Here is a 19288-nt window from a genome sequence, read left to right as displayed (position 1 = left end):
CTTGGTCAACACCTCGTGCGCGTCCTTCAACGTGGTCACGGCCCGCGCCGCCGCCCACAGCTCATCCCTCGCCGACCGCTTGACCATGCTCATGTGTCACTTCCATCCGGGTCCGGCAGTTCTCCGCGCGACCGCTCCAGCCGCGCCCTACGGTCGAATTCCTCCGCCGCGACCGAGCAGGCGTGACGAGCCCACAGGGGCACCGCCAGATCGGCGGCCAGAATCCGCCACGCCCGCGCCACGGCCGAATAGCTCTCCGACAGCCGAAACACCGCCGCCGGGTCATCCGAGGTCGACGCGGCGAACAGCGCTTCGGTCTGCTCCGCATAGGCGGTGTTCCAACGGGCGACCGCCTCACGCGACGGCCGCGCCACCGTCAGGCCGCCTTCTGCTCGCCCGGAGCCTTGGCCCCCTCACGCTTGGGCGCGGCCCCCACCTGCGGCGAGACGACGCCGGTCGCCCGGATGGTGAAGCCGAGGTACTTGTACCGGTCGCCCATCACCCGCGGCTCGACCGTCAGCCCCTCGAACGCCACCGGCCGCACCTCCACACCGGGAACGACCTGTACGGACTGCGGCGGAACCGGCTGCACGTCCGCCAGCAGGGTCACCGTCACCGAGGCGTCGCGCTCCTTCTCCGCCGACGGGTCGGTGACGACCACCTTCCACTGCCGCTTGCCCGTGGTCTCGTCCACGCGCTGCTTGGGCTGCTTGCCGCGCGCCTTGTCCTCCGCGCTCAGGTACTCCATGTCCGGCGCGACCTCCCCCACCATGAGCGCCCCCATGGGGAAGACCTGCTCGAACGTTGCCGCGAACCGGGTGCCATAAGGCACTGCCATGACTGCTCCTCCGTCGCCTTGCCAGCCCGCCTGTCCGAGCTAGACAAGTGGACACTAAGACAGCTTGGCTAGCCAAGTCAAGCAAGTCACCGTTTGGGCTGGTTAGCTAGCTCCCTAGGCTGGCTAGACAAGCCACCTACCCTTGGCTAAGTGCCACCGAGACTTTCTCGGTGGGAGACGGCCACGGGAGAGGTAGAGAGATGGCACTGGACCCGGACGACCCGCGACCGCCGTACGTGCAGGTGGCGAACGCCCTGAGGGCCGCCATCCTCACCAAGGTCTTCAAGGCCGGGGACAAGCTCCCCTCACGCGCCGAGCTGGCCAAGAAGTACGACGTGGCCCCGATGACCGTGCAGAACGCCCTACGCGAACTGCGCGACGAAGGCTTGATCGTCTCCCGGCAGGGCAGCGGCGTGTTCGTCCGCGAGCGCACCGAGCGACCGGTGGGGCTGCGCCCGCACATCGAACGGGCCTTCGAGACCGAGCGCGTCACCATCGACTTCGCCGGGTTCTCCGGCGAGACCCTGCACGGCATCCTTCAGGAACCACTGGACAAGATCCGCATCGGCAGGCTGACGCCCGAGGCCATCCACGTCCGCATCCTCGTCCCGGACCCCACCGTCCCGTGGTCGGTGCCCTGCACCGTCGACGACCACGCCGACAGCCCGGCCTTCCGCGCCCGCGCCGCCGAGATCATGCGCCGCCACACCCTGACCATCATCGACAACGTCACCGAGCTGGGCGCGCTGGGACTAGTCAAGGACGCCACCGCCGAAGTCCGCGTCCACGGAGCGGCGCCGCTGTTCAAGCTCTACCTGATCAACAACGACGAAGCCTTCTTCGGCTTCTACCCCGTCCGCGAACACGTGCTCTCCCTCGGCGGGGAGCCCCAGGCGATCTACGACCTCATGGGCAAAGACGCCATCCTCTTCCACCACTCCGTCACCGACGACGACACCAGCACCGGCAGCCAGTACGTCGAACAGGCCCGCACCTGGTTCGACAGCCTGTGGAACACCATCGCCACGGAGTACAAGCGATGACCACCAACCACGTACCGGTAGATCAGCCAGACCCCTTGCATGCCCTCTTGACATCCACTGACACCTTGCTTCTCGACTTCGACGGTCCAATCTGTTCCGTCTTCGCAGGTATGTCTGCGCAGCGAGCCACTGACCAGCTGCGCACTATACTGAAAGCAATAGGATACAGCGATATGCCACCAAAGTTGCTTCAAACGGAGGATCCGTTTGAAGTACTTCATTACGCAGCTACCTTAGGTGCGGAGCAAGCAGAGCACATCGAGGTTGCTCTGCGCGCTTGGGAGGTCGAGGCCATCACAACTGCCGTACCGACCCCTGGGGCACACATCCTAATGAGAGTTTGGCACGAGACAGGTGGAAAGCTCGCAGTGGTAAGCAACAACTCCGACTCGGCAGTCAGAGCTTATCTGGACCACTGGAATCTTCATACTCTAGTAGATGTTGTATCGGCACGCACGAAAGCGGACCCTTCAGTCCTCAAACCAGCACATTTCCTAGTTACCCAGGCTTTGAATACGCTCGAAATGCAGCCAGACAAAGCGGTAATGCTTGGAGACTCCGTGTCAGACATCCTTGCCGCCAAGCGCTCAGGGGTCAGGTCGATTGGCTATGCAAACAAGAACGGAAAAGTCGCATTGCTCGCGAAAGGCAAACCCGACTACATTACAACAACGATTACGAATATCACCCACGCACTAGTGTATGATGATCGCTCTTGACGTCGTCTCCACACTACGCCAACGAAGCTGATTAACCCCAGTCTTACGGAACGGATAAATAGTGAAAGAGGATAGCCCGGAAGCGCAGGCGGTCAAGGTGGACGCCGATACCGGGAAAGTCATCGACTTTGTCAGCCGCAGGTCGGTTCAAGCCACGCCGGAGGAAATCGAGGCCGTTCAGCCATTCGCAATCCAACTAGTTCAAGACTACGGCTACCCTGTAGAACATCTACAAACTCGTCCACAATGGCACGTCAAGGCGTCTCCGTCCGACACCAAGAAGAAGTACCCTATCGATATTGCGGTTTTTTCGTCACCGACACACGCAGACGAAAACCTTTACATCGTAGTGGAGTGTAAACAAAAGAATCGCAAAGACGGTCGGGCGCAGCTGGAAGATTATCTGCGCCTTTCCCGAGCGAACCTTGGTGTGTGGTTCAATGGGAATCAACGACTCTTTCTCCAAAAAATTGAAGGCGCCGGCAAGGTACAGTTTCAGGTAATACCGAACATTCCTCGCTATGGGCAGCGTGTAGAAGATATCGGCCTCTACCAACGCCAGTCATTGCGACCTACACACAACCTACGCGCTGTATTCCGAGCTATTCGGAACTACCTCGCTGCAAATGCAGTAGGTATGACGCGGGATGAATCACTTGCTCAACAGATAATCAACATCATCTTCTGTAAGATTTATGACGAACGCTTCACGAAACCTTCCGATATGGTTCGTATTCGTGCAGGTGTTGGAGAGCCCGCTTCAGCAGTAGCACAGCGTGTAAAAACGCTATTCTCTAAGGTAGTCGAGCAGTATGACGATGTCTTCGACAAGGGCGAGACAATCGGTCTTGACGATGCTTCCGTCGCGTACGTAGTCGGCGAGATTCAGCAGTACTCTCTAGTCGATTGTGACCGAGATGTAGTTGCCGATGCATTTGAAACATTCATCGGCCCTTCTCTTAAAGGAGCACAAGGGCAATTCTTTACTCCGCGTAACGTTGTGCGACTCGTAGCAGAACTGGTAAACGCCAGCCCCAAAGACCGAGTAATAGATCCCGCCTGCGGATCCGGCGGATTCCTCGTTGAAGTAATGCGCTCGATGTGGGCACAGGTTGAAGCAAGCGGCAATGAATTGGGATGGCCAGAGGGGGAAATTGATTCGGAAAAGCAGAAGGTAGCGATTCGCAACATCCGCGGTATCGACAAAGACAGCTTCCTTGCAAAAGTTGCCAAGGCGTACATGGCGGTTCTGGGTGACGGTCGCGGTGGGATTTTTTGTGAGAATTCTCTTGTAAGTCCGAAAGAATGGCAATCTCGCGCGCGCGAGGAGGTCCGACGCGGGGGATTCAATATCGTTGTCACGAATCCACCTTTTGGCAAAAAGCTTAAGATTGACGACCCCTCAACGCTCGCAATGTACGATTTGGGACACAAATGGACTTTTGACAGAAAGCAAAAGTCATACACCAAGTCGAGCAAAATCAGCGACGGTCAAGCGCCTCAGATTCTATTTATCGAACATTGCTTGAACCTGCTTGACGAGCAGGGACGAATGGGCATTGTATTGCCTGAATCGATGCTTTGCAATCCTTCCCACCGGTATATCGTCGAGTACATTCTTTCCCGCGCACGAATTCGAGCAGTGATCTCCATGCCGGAGGAACTGTTTCAGCCGTACACTCACGCAAAGACGGCTGTCGTGCTACTCGACAAAACCACAGGAATCCAGGATAGCGATTACCCGATCTTCATGGCCCTAGCAAAATGGTGCGGCCACGACTCACGCGGACACGAGATTCCCTATGACGACCTACCTGAGATTATCGACCGCTACCGCCAGTTTATAAACGGAGAAGAGCTCCCCTTTGACCATCTCGGGTTTATTGTAAATTCGCGGGAAATTACAGACGCCATCTACTTGCCCAAGTATTACAACCCGGAGTTGGCTCAGAGGCTAGCCGAGCTGTCTGAGACACATGAGCTCGTCAAGCTGGGCGACTTGGCTGATAAAGGTTTGCTCTCCGTCACTACAGGGCATGAAGTTGGGAAGCTTGCATACGGAACTGGCCCAATTCCATTTATTCGCACTTCCGACATTGCAAACTGGGAAATCAAGGGCGATCCCAAGCACGGCGTAAGCAAAGACATCTACGAGACGTACCGAGGCCGACAAAACGTCGAAATCGGTGACATTCTAATGGTGCGCGATGGTACCTATTTGGTCGGCACGTGCGCCATGGTAACAGAACTCGACTCAAGGATTCTTTTTCAGAGTCACATTCTAAAATTCAAGTCCTTGAACCACGAAGAACTCGACCCGCACCTCCTTTTGGCTTTGCTGTCCACCCCGATCGTCAAAGAACAAATTTGGTCAAAACGGTTTACACAGGACATTATCGACACTCTTGGCGGTCGGTGGCGCGAACTTGTCCTACCAGTGCCAAAGTCGAAGTTGCAGCGTGATCTTATTGCGCAGCACGTCGATGACGCAATCGGTATGCGGATCGATGCGCGCAAAATGTCCAGAAAGGCTGTTATGGAAGTGGCCCCACATGACGACTTCGACCCGACGGTTGACTATGATTTCCTGGTGATTGGCAAGTAGCTACTTTTGCCGAACTTGGCTCTATGGGATCAAGGCGCGCCGCCTGCGGCGGCGCACGGCCGGTCCCGCCTCACGTTTGCACCGACTCCCCGCATCACGGCGCGCCGGGCTCCCGCTCCGCTCTGCCCGGCGGCCGTGCGCGGAGTCGGTGCACGTGGTCGGGTGGCGGCGCGCCGCGACGGCCGCCAGGCCGACGAACTGCCAGCGACACCGGCCGGGACGATCGCGCGGTCACACGGCTTGGTCGAACTGGGCACGGCGATCGACGCCCGCCGACGCTCCGCGCCAGCGGCCAACGCGAGGTGTCCAGGCATAGCGGAGGGCACCACCTCGGTACGTGAGTCGCCGCGGTTGGCATCGCGTGCCGTGGTGGTGCCCTGGTGCAGTACTCAGCTCCCAGGCCGTCCCCAGGCCGTGAGAGGTCGAAAAGGGTCGGTCAACGACGACGAATGTTGACTACGTATGCGCAGGTCAACCAGCGATTCCAGACGAAGTGGCCAGATCAGCTCCACCCCGGCGCAAGATCTTCACCATCTTCGAGGGGACCAGCGAAATCCAGCGGTTGGTGGTGGCCAGGGCCATCTCCGGGATGCACATCAAGTGAGTTGATTTGCCCCGGCGGCTGCCGGGGAGCCACGGGCGGGGTCTTCGGACGCGGGAGACCCCGCCCTCCGCTTTTCTGGCTCGTTCATGACCGGACGGCAAGAGGTGCATGTAGTTACTCTGCAGCTTGCACCGACCTACCCCGCACGATGGCTTCGAGCTCGGCTAACGCAGGGATGTCTTTGAGGCTCCTTTGGGAAAGGTGACAGCGCGCAGGGCGACCTCAAAGATGGGGCAAAGCATGTCGGGATGACAGTGTCCGCATGCTGCTGAGCTGCTACAACGCTTGGTGAGACTGTGTAACTCGTCGCTGCCGAACTTGGCTCTATCGGATCGTCGCGCCATCGGCGGCGACGAGGACCAAGCCCCGACGAGGCGGTGCGGTGCCTGGGTCCTGAGGCCGCCGCGCATCTGGCAAGGCGATTCTGCCGGGCAGCGCGGTGCGGCCGAAGCACATCAGGCGACGCCGCCGTCCGCGCCTGCCAACCCGTACCCCGGTTCGTTCAGGGGGAGGGGTGCGGCAGCGGGTGGGCGCCTTGCGGGCGCAGCCCGTCGAAGATGATGGCCAGGTACCGCTGCCACAGGTCCGGGGGCGGGTCGGACAGGTAGCTGGTGACGTGCTTCGGCGCGCACATCAGCAGGACCACGTCGGTGCCGGTGATGTCGTCCCGCACGGCGCCGTGCTCGCGGGCGCGGTCGACCAGCGCTCCCACGGTCCGGAACATCTCCTCGCGGGCGGCGATCACCTCGGGGTTGATGTCGCCCACCTCTTGCAGGAAGGACATGTCGAACTGCCGCTGCTGGCGCGCGGCGAAGGTGAGGAACTCCAGCAGCGCGGCGCCGGGGTCGGCGGCGGTGAGCAGCTGCCCGCCGACGTCGTTGAGCGTCCCGATGCGGTCGAGCACGATCGCGGCGAGCAGGTCGTCCTTGGTGGGGAAGTGGCGGAACACGGTGCCCTTGCCGATCCCGGCCCGGCGGGCGATGTCGGCGATCGAGGCGTCCAGGCCGTGCTCGGCGAACTCCTCCGCGGCGGCGGCCAGCAGCGACTCGCGGTTGCGCGCGGCGTCGGCGCGCAGCGGGCGAGTCCGGGTCATGAGCGGGAGCCTAACAAGTTGACCGCCTGGTCCGGTTATTGCTAGCGTCGCCACCATAAGGTGACCGCATGGTCCGTTTATTGGAGGACACGTGAGAGCAGTGGTGGCGAGGGACTACGGGCCGCCCGAGCGGTTCGAGGTGGCCGACGTACCGGTGCCCCGGCCGGGACCGGGGCAGATCCAGGTGCGGATCACCGCGGCGGCCCTCAACCCGACCGACGTGCGGCTGCCAGGCGGGGGCTTCCGCGACGTGGTGTCGGTGGAGTTCCCGCACGTGCCGGGCAACGACTTCGCGGGCACGGTCAGCGAGGTGGGCGAGGGCGTCACGGCCTACCGGGTGGGCGACGAGGTGTTCGGCTTGGCCGTGCCCAGGGTGCTGCGCCAGATCGCGAACGCCGCGCGGCCTTCGCTGAGCACCGGCGCGTTGGCCGAGTACGCGGTCTTCGAAGCCGACACCCCGCTGATCGCGCACCGCCCGGCCGAACTGCCCGCCGAGCACGCCGCCGCGCTGGCCACGACGGGGCTGACCGCGCGGGCGCTGATGGCGACCGCCGAGGTTCGAGCGGGTGAGCGCGTCCTGGTGGTCGGCGCGGCGGGCGGGGTCGGCACCGCGGTGATCCCGCTGCTGGCCGCCGCCGGGGCGCACGTGGTGGCGACCTCGAAGCCCGAGGACGCCGACGTGCTCCGCGCCCTCGGCGCCGACGAGCTCATCGGGTACGGGGAGTACCCGGAGGTCGACGTGGCGTTCAACCTGGTCCTGCCGAGCGACCGGCTGACCGGCGTCGCGGGGGCGGTTCGCCCCGGCGGGCGCGTCCTCACCATCACCTACCCCGTGCCGGAACCGGGGGCGCACGGCCGCGACGACGTGGACCTGCGCTTCGTGCTGGACCTGGACGGCGAGTTCGGCGGGATGCGCGAGATCGGCGAACAGGCGGCGCGCGGCGACCTCCCGGTCACCATCGGCCGTCGGTACACCTTGGACGAAGGGGTTCAGGCGTGCGTGGACTTCGTCCGCCTGCACACCATCGGCAAGATCGTCGTCACGGTGTGATCACCGGTCCACGGCCAGCCGAACGCCGAGGCCGATGAAGATCCCACCGGTGGCCATGTCGATCCGGCGGCGCGCGGACCGCCTGCGGCGCAGCCACCCGCCGATGCGACCCGCCAGCACGCCGACCGCGCCGTCCACGGCGAACTCCAGGGCGATCAGGATCGCGCCGAGGACGGCGAACTGCAGCCACACCCGCCCCAGCGCCGGGTCGACGAACTGCGGCAGGAAGGCGATGGTGAAGGTGACCATCTTGGGGTTGAGCAGGTTGGTGGCCAGGCCGGTGAGGTAGGCCCGGCGGCCGGAGATGCCGGTGGGCAGCTCGACCAGCGGGTCGTCCCGGTGCCGGATCATCCGCACGCCCAGGTGGACCAGGTAGGCCGCGCCGACGACCCGGACCACGGTGAACGCGACCGGCACGGCGGTGAACAGCGCCGCCAGGCCGATCGCCGCCACCGCCACGTGGACGGCCTCGCTGGTGGCCACCCCGGCGGTGGCCAGCAGTCCCGCGCGCGGGCCGCCGCGCATCCCGCAGCCCAGGACGAACAGCATGTCCGGGCCGGGCGTGATCATGGCGACGATCGTGGTGAGCGTGAAGACCGCGAGCAGCTGCGGGTCGATCGGCATGGCCTGATCGTGGCACGCGGCGCGGCGCTGATCACCGGATTTCCGGACGGCGCGGGGTGGCAGGCGGGCTGCCGCCCCGCGCCGTCCGTCCTACTCGGTGTGGGCCCGCCCGGCGGTCAGCAGCCAGGCGCGTTCCGCCGAGGTGTCCGGCACCGGGGGCCAGCCGTTGATCCGGGCCAGCAGGACCCAGTAGCGCTCCGCCCTCGGGTCGCCGAACTCCTCCATGCGTCGCCACAGCTGCGGGCCGACGGGCACACCGGTGGCCCGCGCCCACTGCTCACCGACCTCGGCGACGATCGGCGCGGCCTGCTCCGAGTCCGGGGCGATGCCCGCGTCCAGCGCCTCGCGCACCCGCCGCATGGTGTCGGTGAACACCCGCATCTGCTCCTCGTCCGGCCCGGACAGGTCCGCGCCGCCTGCCCGCAGCTCCTGGTGGCGCTCGGACATGCGCCGGATGGAGGCCCGGAAGTCCGGGTCCCGCACCAGGTTCGCCAGCTCGATCCACGCCTCCAGCTGCTCCGGCGTGGGGTCGTCGGGCAGTTCCACCCGCACCGACCGCATCCGCTGGTCGAAGGCCGGATCGAGGTCCAGGCCGCCGAAGACCTCGTCGAAGAAGTCGTCCAGGATCGCCTGCCGCTCTTCCTCCGACAGCCGCGCCAACTCGTGCACCATCTCCACCTCCCCGTTTCGCGCCACCACGCGCAGCACGGCCCGGCGCAGCCGGAGCGTGCGCATCTGCGCGTCGATGGCTTCCGCGTGCGCCCGCGCCACCTCGGCGACGGACACCTCGCTCGCGAGCACGCGCTGCGCGGTCGGCAGGTCGACGCCGAGGTCGCGCAGGGTGCGCACGAGCTTGAGGCGCGCCAACCCGTCGACGTCGTAGGTGCGGAACCCGCCCGCCGTCCGCCCCGCCACGGGGATCAGACCGGAGTCGGAGTAGAACCGGATCGTCCTGGTGGACATCCCGGTCAGCCGCGCCAGCTCGCCGATCGAGTAGTAGTGCCTCACGGGGACCACCTTCGACTCTCCAGTCACTGGAACTTCAACCCCATTTTCGACCGGTCCGGCACGATTGCCGTTCGTGCTCGCCTACCTGCCCTCCGCGTTGTCACTGCTAGTGCTGCTCGCCCTGTGGGTGGTGGTGCTCAGGGCGGACCACCGGGGTTCGCTCAAGCTGGAGTTCCGCGCGCCGCGACGGCAGGCCCGACCCCCGGTCGTGGAGCCGCGACCGCCGCGGGGCACCAGGGGGCCGATGGCGTGGGCGCTGGTCAAGTGGGTTCTCCTGGCGGTGCTGCTCGCCGCCGCGACCGGCTGCGGGCTGTACTGGCTGCTCGGCAGGCCCGCGCTGCCCGTCATCACCGCTTTCACCACCGCGGAGCTGCTCGACCTGCTCAAGATCGGGCTGGCGGTCGTCGGCGGGCTGGGCGGGGTGGTGGCGCTGGCGGTGGGCTACCGCAAGCAGCAGCTGTCCGAGGCGGCGCACGTCATCGCCACGCGGCAGGAGCAGCGCGAGCGCACGAAGTTCTTCAACGAGCGCTACGGCCAGGCCGCCGAGCAGCTCGGGCACGACAGCTTCGCGGTGCGGCTGGCGGGCGTCTACGCGATGGTCGGGCTGGCCGACGACTGGCCGGAGCAGCGGCAGATCTGCGTGGACGTGCTGTGCGGCTACCTGCGCACGCCCTACCCTGCGGAGGACCGCACCGAGCGCGAGGTCCGGCAGGAGATCATCAACACCCTGCTCGACCGGGTGTGGGAGCGCGGCTGGGACTCCGAGACGGTCCGGATGGATTTCCGGGGCGTGGAGTTCGAGGACCTCGACCTGTCCAACCGCGTCTTCCAGGGCAACTTCACCTTCGACGGGGCGACCTTCCACGGCGCCCGCGCGAACTTCTCCAACGCGCGCTTCACCGGCGGGATCAGCTTCCGCGGCGCTCGGTTCACCGCGGCGGTCACCTCGTTCGTGGAGGTCTCGGCCAAGGGCGCGACGCTGGACTTCAGCGAGGCCGAGTTCACCGGGGAGCTGCTCGACTTCTCCACCGCCGAGCTGACCCGCAGCACCGTGGACCTGACCGGCGCGGTGGTGCGGGGCACGACCATCCGGTTCTACCAAGTTCTGGTGCGGGTGGGGACCATCGCGCTGGACGCCGCGGAGCTGCAGCGGTCCACTGTGGACTTCTCCATGGTGAACCTGATGAAGCCGCGCAAGAGGAGGGACGAGTGGGCGGCGATCGGGTTGCGCGCGGTGGAGGCCGAGGACTGCGTGTTCCGCTTCGGCGGCAGCCGGTTCACCGAGGCCGAGATCCGACTCGCGGACGGCCGGTTCACCGGGTGCTCGGTCGAGGCGGACGGGGTCACCGCGTCCGGGCTGCGGGTGACCGCCGAGGGCGCCGAGCCCGCCGGGTTCGTGGAAGCCTTGCGGCGCATGAAGAACGCCGGGAGCCCGCAGGCCCCCGGCGTTCCGGCCGAACCCCAGTAGGTCGTCAGTAGGTCATCGCCACGCCGGGGTCGGCGAGCAGCGCGCCGACGTCGGCGAGGAACCGCGAGCCCTGCTGGCCGTCGACCACGCGGTGGTCGAAGCTCAGCGCGAGCTGGCAGACCTTGCGCGGCACGACCTGGCCGTCCACCACCCACGGCATGTCCCGGATCGCGCCCAGGGCCAGGATGGCCGACTCGCCGGGGTTGATGATGGGCGTGCCGGTGTCGACGCCGAAGACGCCGACGTTGGTGATGGTGATGGTGCCGCCGAGCATGTCGGCCGGGGCGGTCCGGCCCTCGCGGGCGGTGTTGGCCAGCTCGTCCAGCGCCACGGCCAGCTCGCGCAGCGACATCCGGTCCGCGTCGCGCACCTTGGGCACCACCAGGCCGCGCGGCGTGGCCGCCGCGATGCCGAGGTGGACGTAGTCCTTGTAGACGATCTCGCCTGCCGCCTGGTCCCACGTCGCGTTGACGTCGGGGGTGCGGCGGACGGCCAGGACCACGGCCTTGGCGGCGAACGCCAGCGGCGTGAGCTTGACGTCGCGGAACTCCGGCGCGTTCTTCAGGCGCGCGCGCAGCTCCATCATCGGGGTCACGTCGACGGTCAGGAACTCCGTCACGTGCGGCGCGGTGAACGCGCTGTCCACCATCGCCTGCGCGGTGGCCTTGCGGACGCCCTTGATCGGCACCCGGCGCTCCCGCGCGCCGCCGGTGGCGGTGCCGGGGACGGTGACGGCCGGGACGGGCGGCGGGGCGACGGCCCGCTCCACGTCCTCGCGGGTGATCACCCCGCCGGGACCGGAGCCGGCCAGCGCCCGCAGGTCCACGCCCAGGTCCTTGGCCAGCTTGCGGACCGGGGGCTTGGCCAGCGGCACGTGGCCGCCGGGGGCGACCGGCGCGGGAGCGGGCGCGACCACCGGGGCCGGAGCGGGAGCCGGAGCGGGAGCCGGAGCGGCGGCGACGGGGGCGGGCGCGCCCTTGCGGGGACGCCGCTTCGCCGCGCCGGACTTCGGGCCGTAGCCGACCAGCGTGGCGATCCGGCCGTCCGCCGTCTCCTCGCCGATCTTGCCGCCGGAGGACCCGTTGACCGCGCCGTTCACCGCGGCCGGAGCCGGGGCGGGGGTGGGCGCGGGGGCAGGCGCGGCACCGGACGGGTCCACGTCGATGGTGATGATCGGCGAGCCGACCTCGACCGTCTGGCCGGGCTCGACCAGCAGCTCGGTCACCACGCCGTCCCACGGGCACGGCAGCTCGACCGCCGCCTTGGCGGTCTCGATCTCCACGATGACCTGGTTGACCTCGACCGCGTCGCCGGGCTTGACGTGCCAGGTGAGGATCTCGGCCTCGGTCAGCCCCTCCGCCGTGTCGGGCAGGGGGAACTGCTTGAACTGCGGCATTCCCGTCCCCCTACCAGGCCAGCGAGCGGTCGACGGCGTCGAGCACCCGGTCGAGGTCGGGGAGGTACTCCTCCTCCAGCTTCGACGGCGGGTACGGGGTGTCGAACCCGGTCACCCGCAGCACCGGGGCCTGCAGCGAGTAGAAGCACTCCTGCTGCACCTTCGCCGCGATCTCGCCGGTGATGGAGGACTCGCCGGGCGCCTCGGACACCACGACCAGCCGCCCGGTGCGGCGCACCGACTCGTAGACCGGCCCCAGGTCCATCGGGGACAGCGCGCGCAGGTCGATGACCTCCAGCTCGGTGCCGTCCTCGGCCGCCGCGGCGGCGGCGTCCAGCGCGGTGCGCACCATCGGGCCGTACGCCACGAGGGTGGCCGCCGTGCCGGTGCGCAGCACGCGGGAGGCGTACAGCGGGCCGGGCGCGGCGGTGGTGTCGACCTCGGCCTTCTCGTAGTAGCGCCGCTTGGGCTCGAAGAACAGCACCGGGTCGTCGGAGTCGATCGCCTGCTGGATCATCCAGTAGGCGTCGGTCGGGTTCGAGCACGACACGACCTTCAGGCCGGCGGTGTGCGCGAAGTAGGACTCCGGGGACTCCGAGTGGTGCTCGACCGCGCCGATGCCGCCGCCGAAGGGCACCCGGATGACCATGGGCAGCTTGATCCGCCCCTGGGTGCGGTAGTGCAGCTTGGCGACCTGGCTGACGATCTGGTCGAAGCCGGGGAAGATGAAGCCGTCGAACTGGATCTCGCACACCGGCCGGTAGCCCCGGATGGCCAGGCCGACCGCGGTGCCGATGATGCCGGACTCGGCCAGCGGGGTGTCCAGCACGCGCTGCTCGCCGAAGTCCTTCTGCAGGCCGTCGGTGATCCGGAAGACGCCGCCGAGCTTGCCCACGTCCTCGCCCATGACCAGGACCTTGGGGTTGGCCTCCATGGCCGCGCGCAACCCCAGGTTGAGCGCCTTGGCGATGGTCAGCGTGCGCACCGGCGCGGGCGCGGCCGGGGTGGTGCGGTCCATCGTCGGAGCAGCCATCAGTGCTCACCCCCAGCGAAACCGGCGTGGTAGGACAGGAACTCGTCGCGCTGGGCCTCCAGCGCGGGGTTGCCCCCGGCGTAGACCTCGCTGAAGATCCGCCCGGCGGGCGGGTCGGGCATGGTCACGCAGAACTCGCGCAGCTCGACCGCGATCGCGTCGGCCTCCCGCTCGATCGACTCGAAGAACTCCTGGTCGGCCCACTGCTGCTTGACCAGGTGCACCTTGACGCGCTCGATCGGGTCCTTGAGCTTCCACAGCTCCAGCTCGTCGGACAGCCGGTAGCGGGAGGGGTCGTCGGAGGTGGTGTGGGCGTCCATCCGGTAGGTGAACGCCTCGATCAGCACCGGCCCGTTGCCCTGCCTGCACTGCTCCAGCGCCCAGCGGGTGACCGCCAGGGTGGCCAGCACGTCGTTGCCGTCGACCCGGATGCCGGGGAAGCCGTAGCCGCGCGCCCGCTGGTACAGCGGCAGGCGGGACTGGCGCTCGGTGGGCTCGGAGATGGCCCACTGGTTGTTCTGGCAGAAGAACACCAGCGGCGCGTCGTAGACCGCCGCCCAGACGAAGCCCTCGTGCACGTCGCCCTGGCTGGTGGCGCCGTCGCCGAAGTAGACGATGGTGGCCTCGCCGTCGTCGTCGCCCACCTTGCCGTCGAACTTCTGGCCCATCGCGTAGCCGGCGGCGTTGAGCACCTGGTTGCCGATGACGATGGTGTAGGGGTGGAAGCGCCGCTCCACCGGGTCCCAGGTGCCGTGGTCGGTGCCGCGGAAGATGCCCAGCAGCTCGGTCGGCAGCACGCCGCGACACCACGCCACGCCGTGCTCGCGGTAGCTGGGGAAGGCCATGTCCTCGGGGCGCAGCGCGCGGCCGGAGCCGATCTGCGCGGCCTCCTGCCCCAGCAGCGGCACCCAGATGCCCAGCTGGCCCTTGCGCTGCAGCGCGTTGGCCTCCCGGTCGACCCGGCGGACCAGCACCATGTCGCGGTAGAGCCCGCGCAGCTCCTCGGCGCTGATGTCGATGTCGAAGTCGGGGTGCTGGACGCGCTCCCCCTCCGGGGTCAGCAGCTGGACCAGGTCCGCGCCGCCCTCATCCGTCGCTCGCAAACCTGCGATCACCTGTTCCGCGGTCGGTCGGGCCGCGGTCGCCGGTGGGGCGCCGGGCCCTGGGGGCGTCCATTTCTCAGGGGACGACATGCGCCTAGCTCCTCATCTCGGAGGCCGCCCGGTCGCTCGTGACGACCGTGCGCGGCGGCACCGCCAGTCGCCGACGCCCTTGTGAGGACGTTCGACAACCGTCGGCGCTGACGGTGTTCTCATCCACATCTTGACATGGCCTCACCCGTCTTAGTGAGACCCGCCCCACTTCGCTTCTATACCGAAAGCGTGCTGAACTGCGGGAACACTCGGATGGCCAACCATCGGCCATCCCACTAGAACGTCCGCTGAGCGGACAGTCCTGTCCCGGTTACCGATCGTTAACGGCCGTCCGCCACCCTCCCCGGCGCGGCCCGCGTGACAGGATCGGGGCGTGGACCGATCAGTGCTGACCCGTACCGTCCGCGGCCTCTGGGACGACGACATCCTGCCGAGCCTGTCCGACCTGGTCGCGCTGCCCGCGATCTCGCCCGCGTTCGACCCGCGCTGGGCTGAGCACGGCCATCTCGCCGCCGCGGTCGAGCACGTGCGCGCCTGGGTGGCCGCCCGCGACCTGCCCGGCACCGCCGTCGAGGTCGTCCAGCTGCCCGACCGCACCCCGCTGCTGCTGGTGGACGTGCCCGGCACGGCCGGTGAGGACACCGTGCTGATGTACGGGCACCTGGACAAGCAGCCGCCGGTGGCCAACTGGTCGCCCGGTCTCGGACCGTGGACGCCCGTGGTGCGTGACGGGCGTCTCTACGGGCGCGGCGCGGCCGACGACGGCTACTCCGGTTACGCCGCGCTGGCGGCCGTCGAGGCGGTGCGCGCGGCGGGCGGGCGGCACGCGCGGTGCGTGGTGCTGCTGGAGACCGGCGAGGAGTCCGGCAGCCCGGACCTGCCCGCCTACCTGGAGCACCTCAAGGCCCGGCTGGGCGAGGTGTCGCTGGTGGTCTGCCTCGACTCCGGCGGCAGCGACTACCAGCGGCTGTGGCTGACCACCTCGCTGCGCGGCCTGGCCCAGGTCACGGTGACGGTGAAGGTGCTGGAGGGCGGCCAGCACTCCGGCATGGCCAGCGGCATCGTGCCCAGCTCGTTCCGCGTGCTGCGGCAGCTGCTGGACCGGCTGGAGGACGCCAGGACCGGCGAGGTGCTGATCCCCGAGGCGCACGTGGAGATCCCGGCCAACCGGGTGGCCGAGGTGCGCGAGGCGGTGGCCAGCGCGCCGGGCGTGCTGGTGTCCTCGGTGCCGTGGGCGGGCGGGACGCGGCCGGTCACCGACGACGAGGTGGAGCTGGCGCTCAACGGCGGCTGGCGGCCCACCCTGTCGATTACCGGCGCGGACGGCCTGCCCAAGCCCGACGACGCGGGCAACGTGCTGCGCCCCGCCACCACCCTGGTGCTCAGCTTCCGGCTGCCGCCGACCGCCGACTCGGCCGCCGCGCTGGAGGCGGTGCGCCGGGCGCTGACCACCGACGTGCCCTACGGCGCGGAGGTCGAGCTGAGCCGGGTCGAGGCCGCCGACGGGTGGAACGCGCCCGAGCTGGCCCCGTGGCTGCGCCAGGCGCTGGACACGGCGGGCGAGGAGGTCTTCGGCGCGCCGTGGCGGACCGTGTCGCTGGGCGGCTCCATCCCGTTCATGGGGCTGCTGCACGAGGCGTACCCGCAGGCGCAGTTCCTGGTGACCGGGGCGGTCGGGCCGGACAGCAACTGCCACGTGCCCGACGAGTGGCTGCACCTGGACCAGGCGGCCCGCGTCACCGAAGCGGTGGCGCTGGTGCTGGACGCGCACGCCCGGCGCTGAGAGCAGGCGCTGAGCCGGTACCGACGCCGTGCCGGTGGCCGTCGGACGCGGCGGCCACCGGATCTTTACCGCGAACGGTGGTAGCGACACGCCCGATAGGCCGAAAGTGGTGTCCTAACCCGTCGGTAACCGGTGCACTGTATCGATGCCGCACACTGGTTCGGTGAACGAGCACTGGCAGCAGGCCGAGCGGGCACGTCTGGCCTGCTCGGACTCCCCCACCGCACCGTGGCGCCTGTGGGGCCCCTACCTGGCCGGACGCCAGTGGGGGACGGTCCGCGAGGACTACTCCGCGGGCGGCGACGCGTGGAGGTCGTTCCCCTTCGACCACGCCCGCTCGCGGGCGTACCGCTGGGGCGAGGACGGCATCGCGGGCATCTGCGACGTGCACGGGTTCCTCAACCTCGGGCTGGCCCTGTGGAACGGGCGCGACCCGATCCTCAAGGAGCGCTACTTCGGCCTGACCAACAACGAGGGCAACCACGGCGAGGACGCCAAGGAGTACTGGTGGGTGACCGACGGCACCCCCACCCACTCCTGGATGCGGGTGCTCTACCGGTACCCGCAGGCCGAGTTCCCCTACGCCGAGCTGCGCGAGATGGCCGCCCGCGCCGGGCGGCAGGCGCGCGAGCCGGAGCTGTCCGACACCGGCGTGCTGGACGAGAACCGGTTCTTCGACGTCCGGGTCACCTACGCCAAGGCGAGCCCCACCGACATCTGCGTGGAGCTCAGCGCCACCAACCACGGCCCGGACCCGGCGCCGCTGCACCTGCTGCCCCAGCTGTGGTTCCGCAACACCTGGGCGTGGGGCCGCGACGACCGCAAGCCCAGCCTGACCGCGTCGACCGAGGACGGCTGGCGGCGGATCACCGCCGAGCACGGCGCGCTGGGCCGCTACACGCTGCACGTCGAGGGCACCCCGACGCTGCTGGTCACCGACAACGAGACCAACGAGGTGGCGCTGTTCGGCGCCAAGCAGAACCCCACCCGCTACACCAAGGACGGCGTGGACCGCTACGTCGTCGGCCACGACAGCAGGGCGTGCCAGGTGGTCGGGCCGCACGACACCAGCGGGCCGGGCACCAAGGCCGCCGCCTGGTACTCCTTCGACCCGGTCGAGCCGGGCGAGACGGTGTCGGTGCGGCTGCGGCTGATCCAGGGCGACGGGCACATCGACGCCTTCGGCCCCACCTTCCAGGCGACGATGGACGCCCGGCTGGCCGAGGCCGACGAGTTCCACCGGTCCGACCTGGACCCGGTGCGCGCCGCGGTCGTGCGGCGGGCGCTGGCCGGGCTGATGTGGACCAAGCAGCACTACCGGTTCCGCACCAGCGAGTGGCTGGACGGCGACCCGGCGCAGCCCGCCGCGCCCAAGTCGCGCAAGAGCCCGCACGCGCGCAACGCGCACTGGCGGCACTTCGACGTGGCCGACGTCATCTCCATGCCGGACGAGTGGGAGTACCCGTGGTTCGCCGCGTGGGACCTCGCCTTCCAGGCGGTGCCGTTCGCGCAGGTGGACCCGGCCTTCGCCAAGGAGCAACTGCTGCTGCTGTGCCGCGAGTGGCTGATGCACCCCAACGGCCAGCTCCCGGCCTACGAGTGGGAGTTCGGCGACGTGAACCCGCCGGTGCACGCCTGGGCGGCGCTGCAGGTGTACCGCTCGGAGCCGGTGCCGGACCGCAAGTTCCTGGCCAAGGTGTTCCACAAGCTGCTGCTGAACTTCTCCTGGTGGGTCAACCGCAAGGACGCCGACGGCAGCTACCTGTTCGAGGGCGGCTTCCTCGGCATGGACAACATCGGCCCGGTCAACCGGTCCGAGCCGATGCTGGGGCAGTGGCGGCTGGAGCAGTCCGACGCCACCTCGTGGATGGCCGCCTACAGCCTGCACCTGATGCAGATCGCGCTGGAGCTGGCCAGGCACGACGAGTCCTACGAGGACGTGGCCACGAAGTTCGTGGAGCACTTCCTGAGCATCGCCGAGGCGTCCACCCAGTTCGGCTCGGGCGGGCGCGGCATCTGGAACGAGGCCGACGGCTTCTGCTACGACGTGGTCTCGCGCAGGCTGCCGGACGGCTCGGTGGAGTCCAAGCCGGTGCGGGTGCGCTCGATGGTGGGCCTGATCCCGCTGCTGGCGTGCGCGGTGCTGGAGCCGTGGGTGTTCGAGGAGCTGCCGGTGTTCACCCGGCGGCTGGAGCACCTGCTGGCGCGCAGGCCGGAGCTGGCGCAGTTCATCAGCCGCGACGACCGGCGGGCGCTGCTGTCGCTGCTGGACGAGCCGAAGCTGCGCCGGGTGCTGCGGCGGATGTTCGACGAGGGCGAGTTCCTGTCCCCGCACGGCATCCGCTCGCTGTCCGCGGCGCACCGGGAGGGCCTGGAGGTGCAGGTCGCCGACCAGGAGCACCGGATGGGCTACGAGCCGGGCGAGTCGCGCACGCCGATGTTCGGCGGCAACTCCAACTGGCGCGGCCCGGTCTGGTTCCCGACCAACGCGCTGCTGGTGGAGGCCCTGCGCACGCTGGAGTCCTTCCACCGGGGCCGGTTCCACGTGGAACTTCCCACCCGCTCGCAGCGCCAGGTCACCGCCGGGCAGGCGGCCGACGAGCTGGTGCGCAGGCTGGTGTCGCTGTTCCTGCCCGACCACGACGGCCGCAGGCCCGCGGACGGCAAGCGGATCGAATCGACCGACTCCGCGCTGTGGCGGGAGCACGTCACCTTCAGCGAGTACTTCGACGGCGACACGGGTGAAGGACTGGGCGCGACTCACCAGACCGGGTGGACCGCGCTGGTGGCCAGTCTGCTGACGGATCGTCGCCACCTGGAAGCGGAGAGTGAATCTCTTTTGTGACGTAACCCAATGGGATGAACATCC

General features: G+C 68.0%; 15 protein-coding genes. 7 read left to right on the top strand and 8 right to left on the bottom strand.

What is annotated here, in order from left to right:
• Positions 1-89: 89 nt before the first annotated feature.
• Both IEZ00_RS04340 and IEZ00_RS04335 read right to left on the bottom strand, forming a co-directional pair.
• Positions 90-374: a hypothetical protein gene (locus IEZ00_RS04340; RefSeq protein ID WP_189221658.1), complete on the bottom strand. Its 285-nt coding sequence runs from the start codon at positions 372-374 to the stop codon at positions 90-92.
• Positions 375-376: 2 nt separating this feature from the next.
• On the bottom strand, positions 377-838 hold the full coding sequence (locus tag IEZ00_RS04335; protein ID WP_189221657.1) for a hypothetical protein: 462 nt from the start codon (positions 836-838) through the stop codon (positions 377-379).
• A 200-nt stretch (positions 839-1038) separates the two neighbouring features.
• Here IEZ00_RS04335 and IEZ00_RS04330 point away from each other — a divergent pair, with 200 nt between their 5' ends.
• The 3 genes from IEZ00_RS04330 to IEZ00_RS04320 all read left to right on the top strand — a co-directional run bounded on the left by IEZ00_RS04330 (position 1039) and on the right by IEZ00_RS04320 (position 5205).
• Entirely contained in the window at positions 1039-1881 is an 843-nt protein-coding gene (locus IEZ00_RS04330; protein ID WP_189221656.1) for a GntR family transcriptional regulator, read from the top strand.
• Entirely contained in the window at positions 1878-2600 is a 723-nt protein-coding gene (locus IEZ00_RS04325) for an HAD family hydrolase (protein ID WP_189221655.1), read from the top strand. The genes IEZ00_RS04330 and IEZ00_RS04325 overlap by 4 nt, the downstream gene beginning before the upstream one ends.
• A 61-nt stretch (positions 2601-2661) precedes the next feature.
• Positions 2662-5205, top strand: a complete 2544-nt coding sequence (locus tag IEZ00_RS04320) for an N-6 DNA methylase (protein WP_229795013.1) — start codon at positions 2662-2664, stop codon at positions 5203-5205.
• 1106 nt (positions 5206-6311) lie between these two features.
• On the opposite strand, the gene IEZ00_RS04315 is transcribed toward IEZ00_RS04320, so the two are convergent.
• A complete protein-coding gene (locus IEZ00_RS04315; RefSeq protein ID WP_189221654.1) occupies positions 6312-6902 on the bottom strand; it encodes a TetR/AcrR family transcriptional regulator in 591 nt (196 codons plus the stop codon).
• 91 nt (positions 6903-6993) lie between these two features.
• Between IEZ00_RS04315 and IEZ00_RS04310 the strand changes: the two genes are divergently transcribed.
• Positions 6994-7953 (top strand): NADP-dependent oxidoreductase, encoded by a 960-nt coding sequence (locus tag IEZ00_RS04310; RefSeq protein WP_189221653.1) that lies wholly within the window; start codon positions 6994-6996, stop codon positions 7951-7953.
• Here the strand turns inward: IEZ00_RS04310 and IEZ00_RS04305 are convergent, their stop codons facing one another.
• On the bottom strand, positions 7954-8577 hold the full coding sequence (locus IEZ00_RS04305) for a LysE family translocator (RefSeq protein WP_189221652.1): 624 nt from the start codon (positions 8575-8577) through the stop codon (positions 7954-7956).
• A 90-nt stretch (positions 8578-8667) separates the two neighbouring features.
• Positions 8668-9585, bottom strand: a complete 918-nt coding sequence (locus IEZ00_RS04300) for a helix-turn-helix domain-containing protein (protein ID WP_229795011.1) — start codon at positions 9583-9585, stop codon at positions 8668-8670.
• 73 nt (positions 9586-9658) lie between these two features.
• Between IEZ00_RS04300 and IEZ00_RS04295 the strand changes: the two genes are divergently transcribed.
• Positions 9659-11053, top strand: a complete 1395-nt coding sequence (locus IEZ00_RS04295) for a pentapeptide repeat-containing protein (protein WP_189221650.1) — start codon at positions 9659-9661, stop codon at positions 11051-11053.
• Positions 11054-11057: 4 nt separating this feature from the next.
• On the opposite strand, the gene IEZ00_RS04290 is transcribed toward IEZ00_RS04295, so the two are convergent.
• The 3 genes from IEZ00_RS04290 to pdhA are packed head-to-tail and all read right to left on the bottom strand — an operon-like array spanning position 11058 to position 14675.
• Positions 11058-12449 carry a dihydrolipoamide acetyltransferase family protein gene (locus tag IEZ00_RS04290; protein WP_189221649.1) on the bottom strand — a complete coding sequence of 464 codons (1392 nt, stop codon included), beginning with the start codon at positions 12447-12449 and terminating at the stop codon, positions 11058-11060.
• 10 nt (positions 12450-12459) lie between these two features.
• A complete protein-coding gene (locus IEZ00_RS04285) occupies positions 12460-13482 on the bottom strand; it encodes an alpha-ketoacid dehydrogenase subunit beta (RefSeq protein WP_189221648.1) in 1023 nt (340 codons plus the stop codon).
• Entirely contained in the window at positions 13482-14675 is a 1194-nt protein-coding gene (gene pdhA / locus IEZ00_RS04280) for a pyruvate dehydrogenase (acetyl-transferring) E1 component subunit alpha (protein ID WP_189221647.1), read from the bottom strand. The genes IEZ00_RS04285 and pdhA overlap by 1 nt, the downstream gene beginning before the upstream one ends.
• 334 nt (positions 14676-15009) lie before the next feature.
• On the opposite strand from pdhA, the gene IEZ00_RS04275 reads away from it, so the two are divergent.
• Both IEZ00_RS04275 and IEZ00_RS04270 read left to right on the top strand, forming a co-directional pair.
• Positions 15010-16419 carry a M20/M25/M40 family metallo-hydrolase gene (locus IEZ00_RS04275; RefSeq protein WP_189221646.1) on the top strand — a complete coding sequence of 470 codons (1410 nt, stop codon included), beginning with the start codon at positions 15010-15012 and terminating at the stop codon, positions 16417-16419.
• 163 nt (positions 16420-16582) lie between these two features.
• A complete protein-coding gene (locus IEZ00_RS04270) occupies positions 16583-19264 on the top strand; it encodes an MGH1-like glycoside hydrolase domain-containing protein (RefSeq protein ID WP_229795008.1) in 2682 nt (893 codons plus the stop codon).
• Positions 19265-19288: the final 24 nt, after the last annotated feature.

It is taken from the genome of Saccharothrix coeruleofusca, assembly GCF_014648515.1.
In the GTDB taxonomy this organism is placed as follows: Bacteria; Actinomycetota; Actinomycetes; order Mycobacteriales; family Pseudonocardiaceae; genus Actinosynnema; species Actinosynnema coeruleofuscum.
The sequence above is the reverse complement of the archived record's forward strand: the minus strand, read 5'-3'. Positions and strand labels throughout refer to the sequence as shown.

Coding starts and splice junctions, on each gene's coding strand:
- IEZ00_RS04290 (WP_189221649.1), bottom strand. CDS start 12,449: ATGCCGCAGTTCAAGCAGTTCCCCCTGCCCGACACGGCGGAGGGGCTG.
- IEZ00_RS04315 (WP_189221654.1), bottom strand. CDS start 6,902: ATGACCCGGACTCGCCCGCTGCGCGCCGACGCCGCGCGCAACCGCGAG.
- pdhA (WP_189221647.1), bottom strand. CDS start 14,675: ATGTCGTCCCCTGAGAAATGGACGCCCCCAGGGCCCGGCGCCCCACCG.
- IEZ00_RS04335 (WP_189221657.1), bottom strand. CDS start 838: ATGGCAGTGCCTTATGGCACCCGGTTCGCGGCAACGTTCGAGCAGGTC.
- IEZ00_RS04305 (WP_189221652.1), bottom strand. CDS start 8,577: ATGCCGATCGACCCGCAGCTGCTCGCGGTCTTCACGCTCACCACGATC.
- IEZ00_RS04325 (WP_189221655.1), top strand. CDS start 1,878: ATGACCACCAACCACGTACCGGTAGATCAGCCAGACCCCTTGCATGCC.
- IEZ00_RS04285 (WP_189221648.1), bottom strand. CDS start 13,482: ATGGCTGCTCCGACGATGGACCGCACCACCCCGGCCGCGCCCGCGCCG.
- IEZ00_RS04330 (WP_189221656.1), top strand. CDS start 1,039: ATGGCACTGGACCCGGACGACCCGCGACCGCCGTACGTGCAGGTGGCG.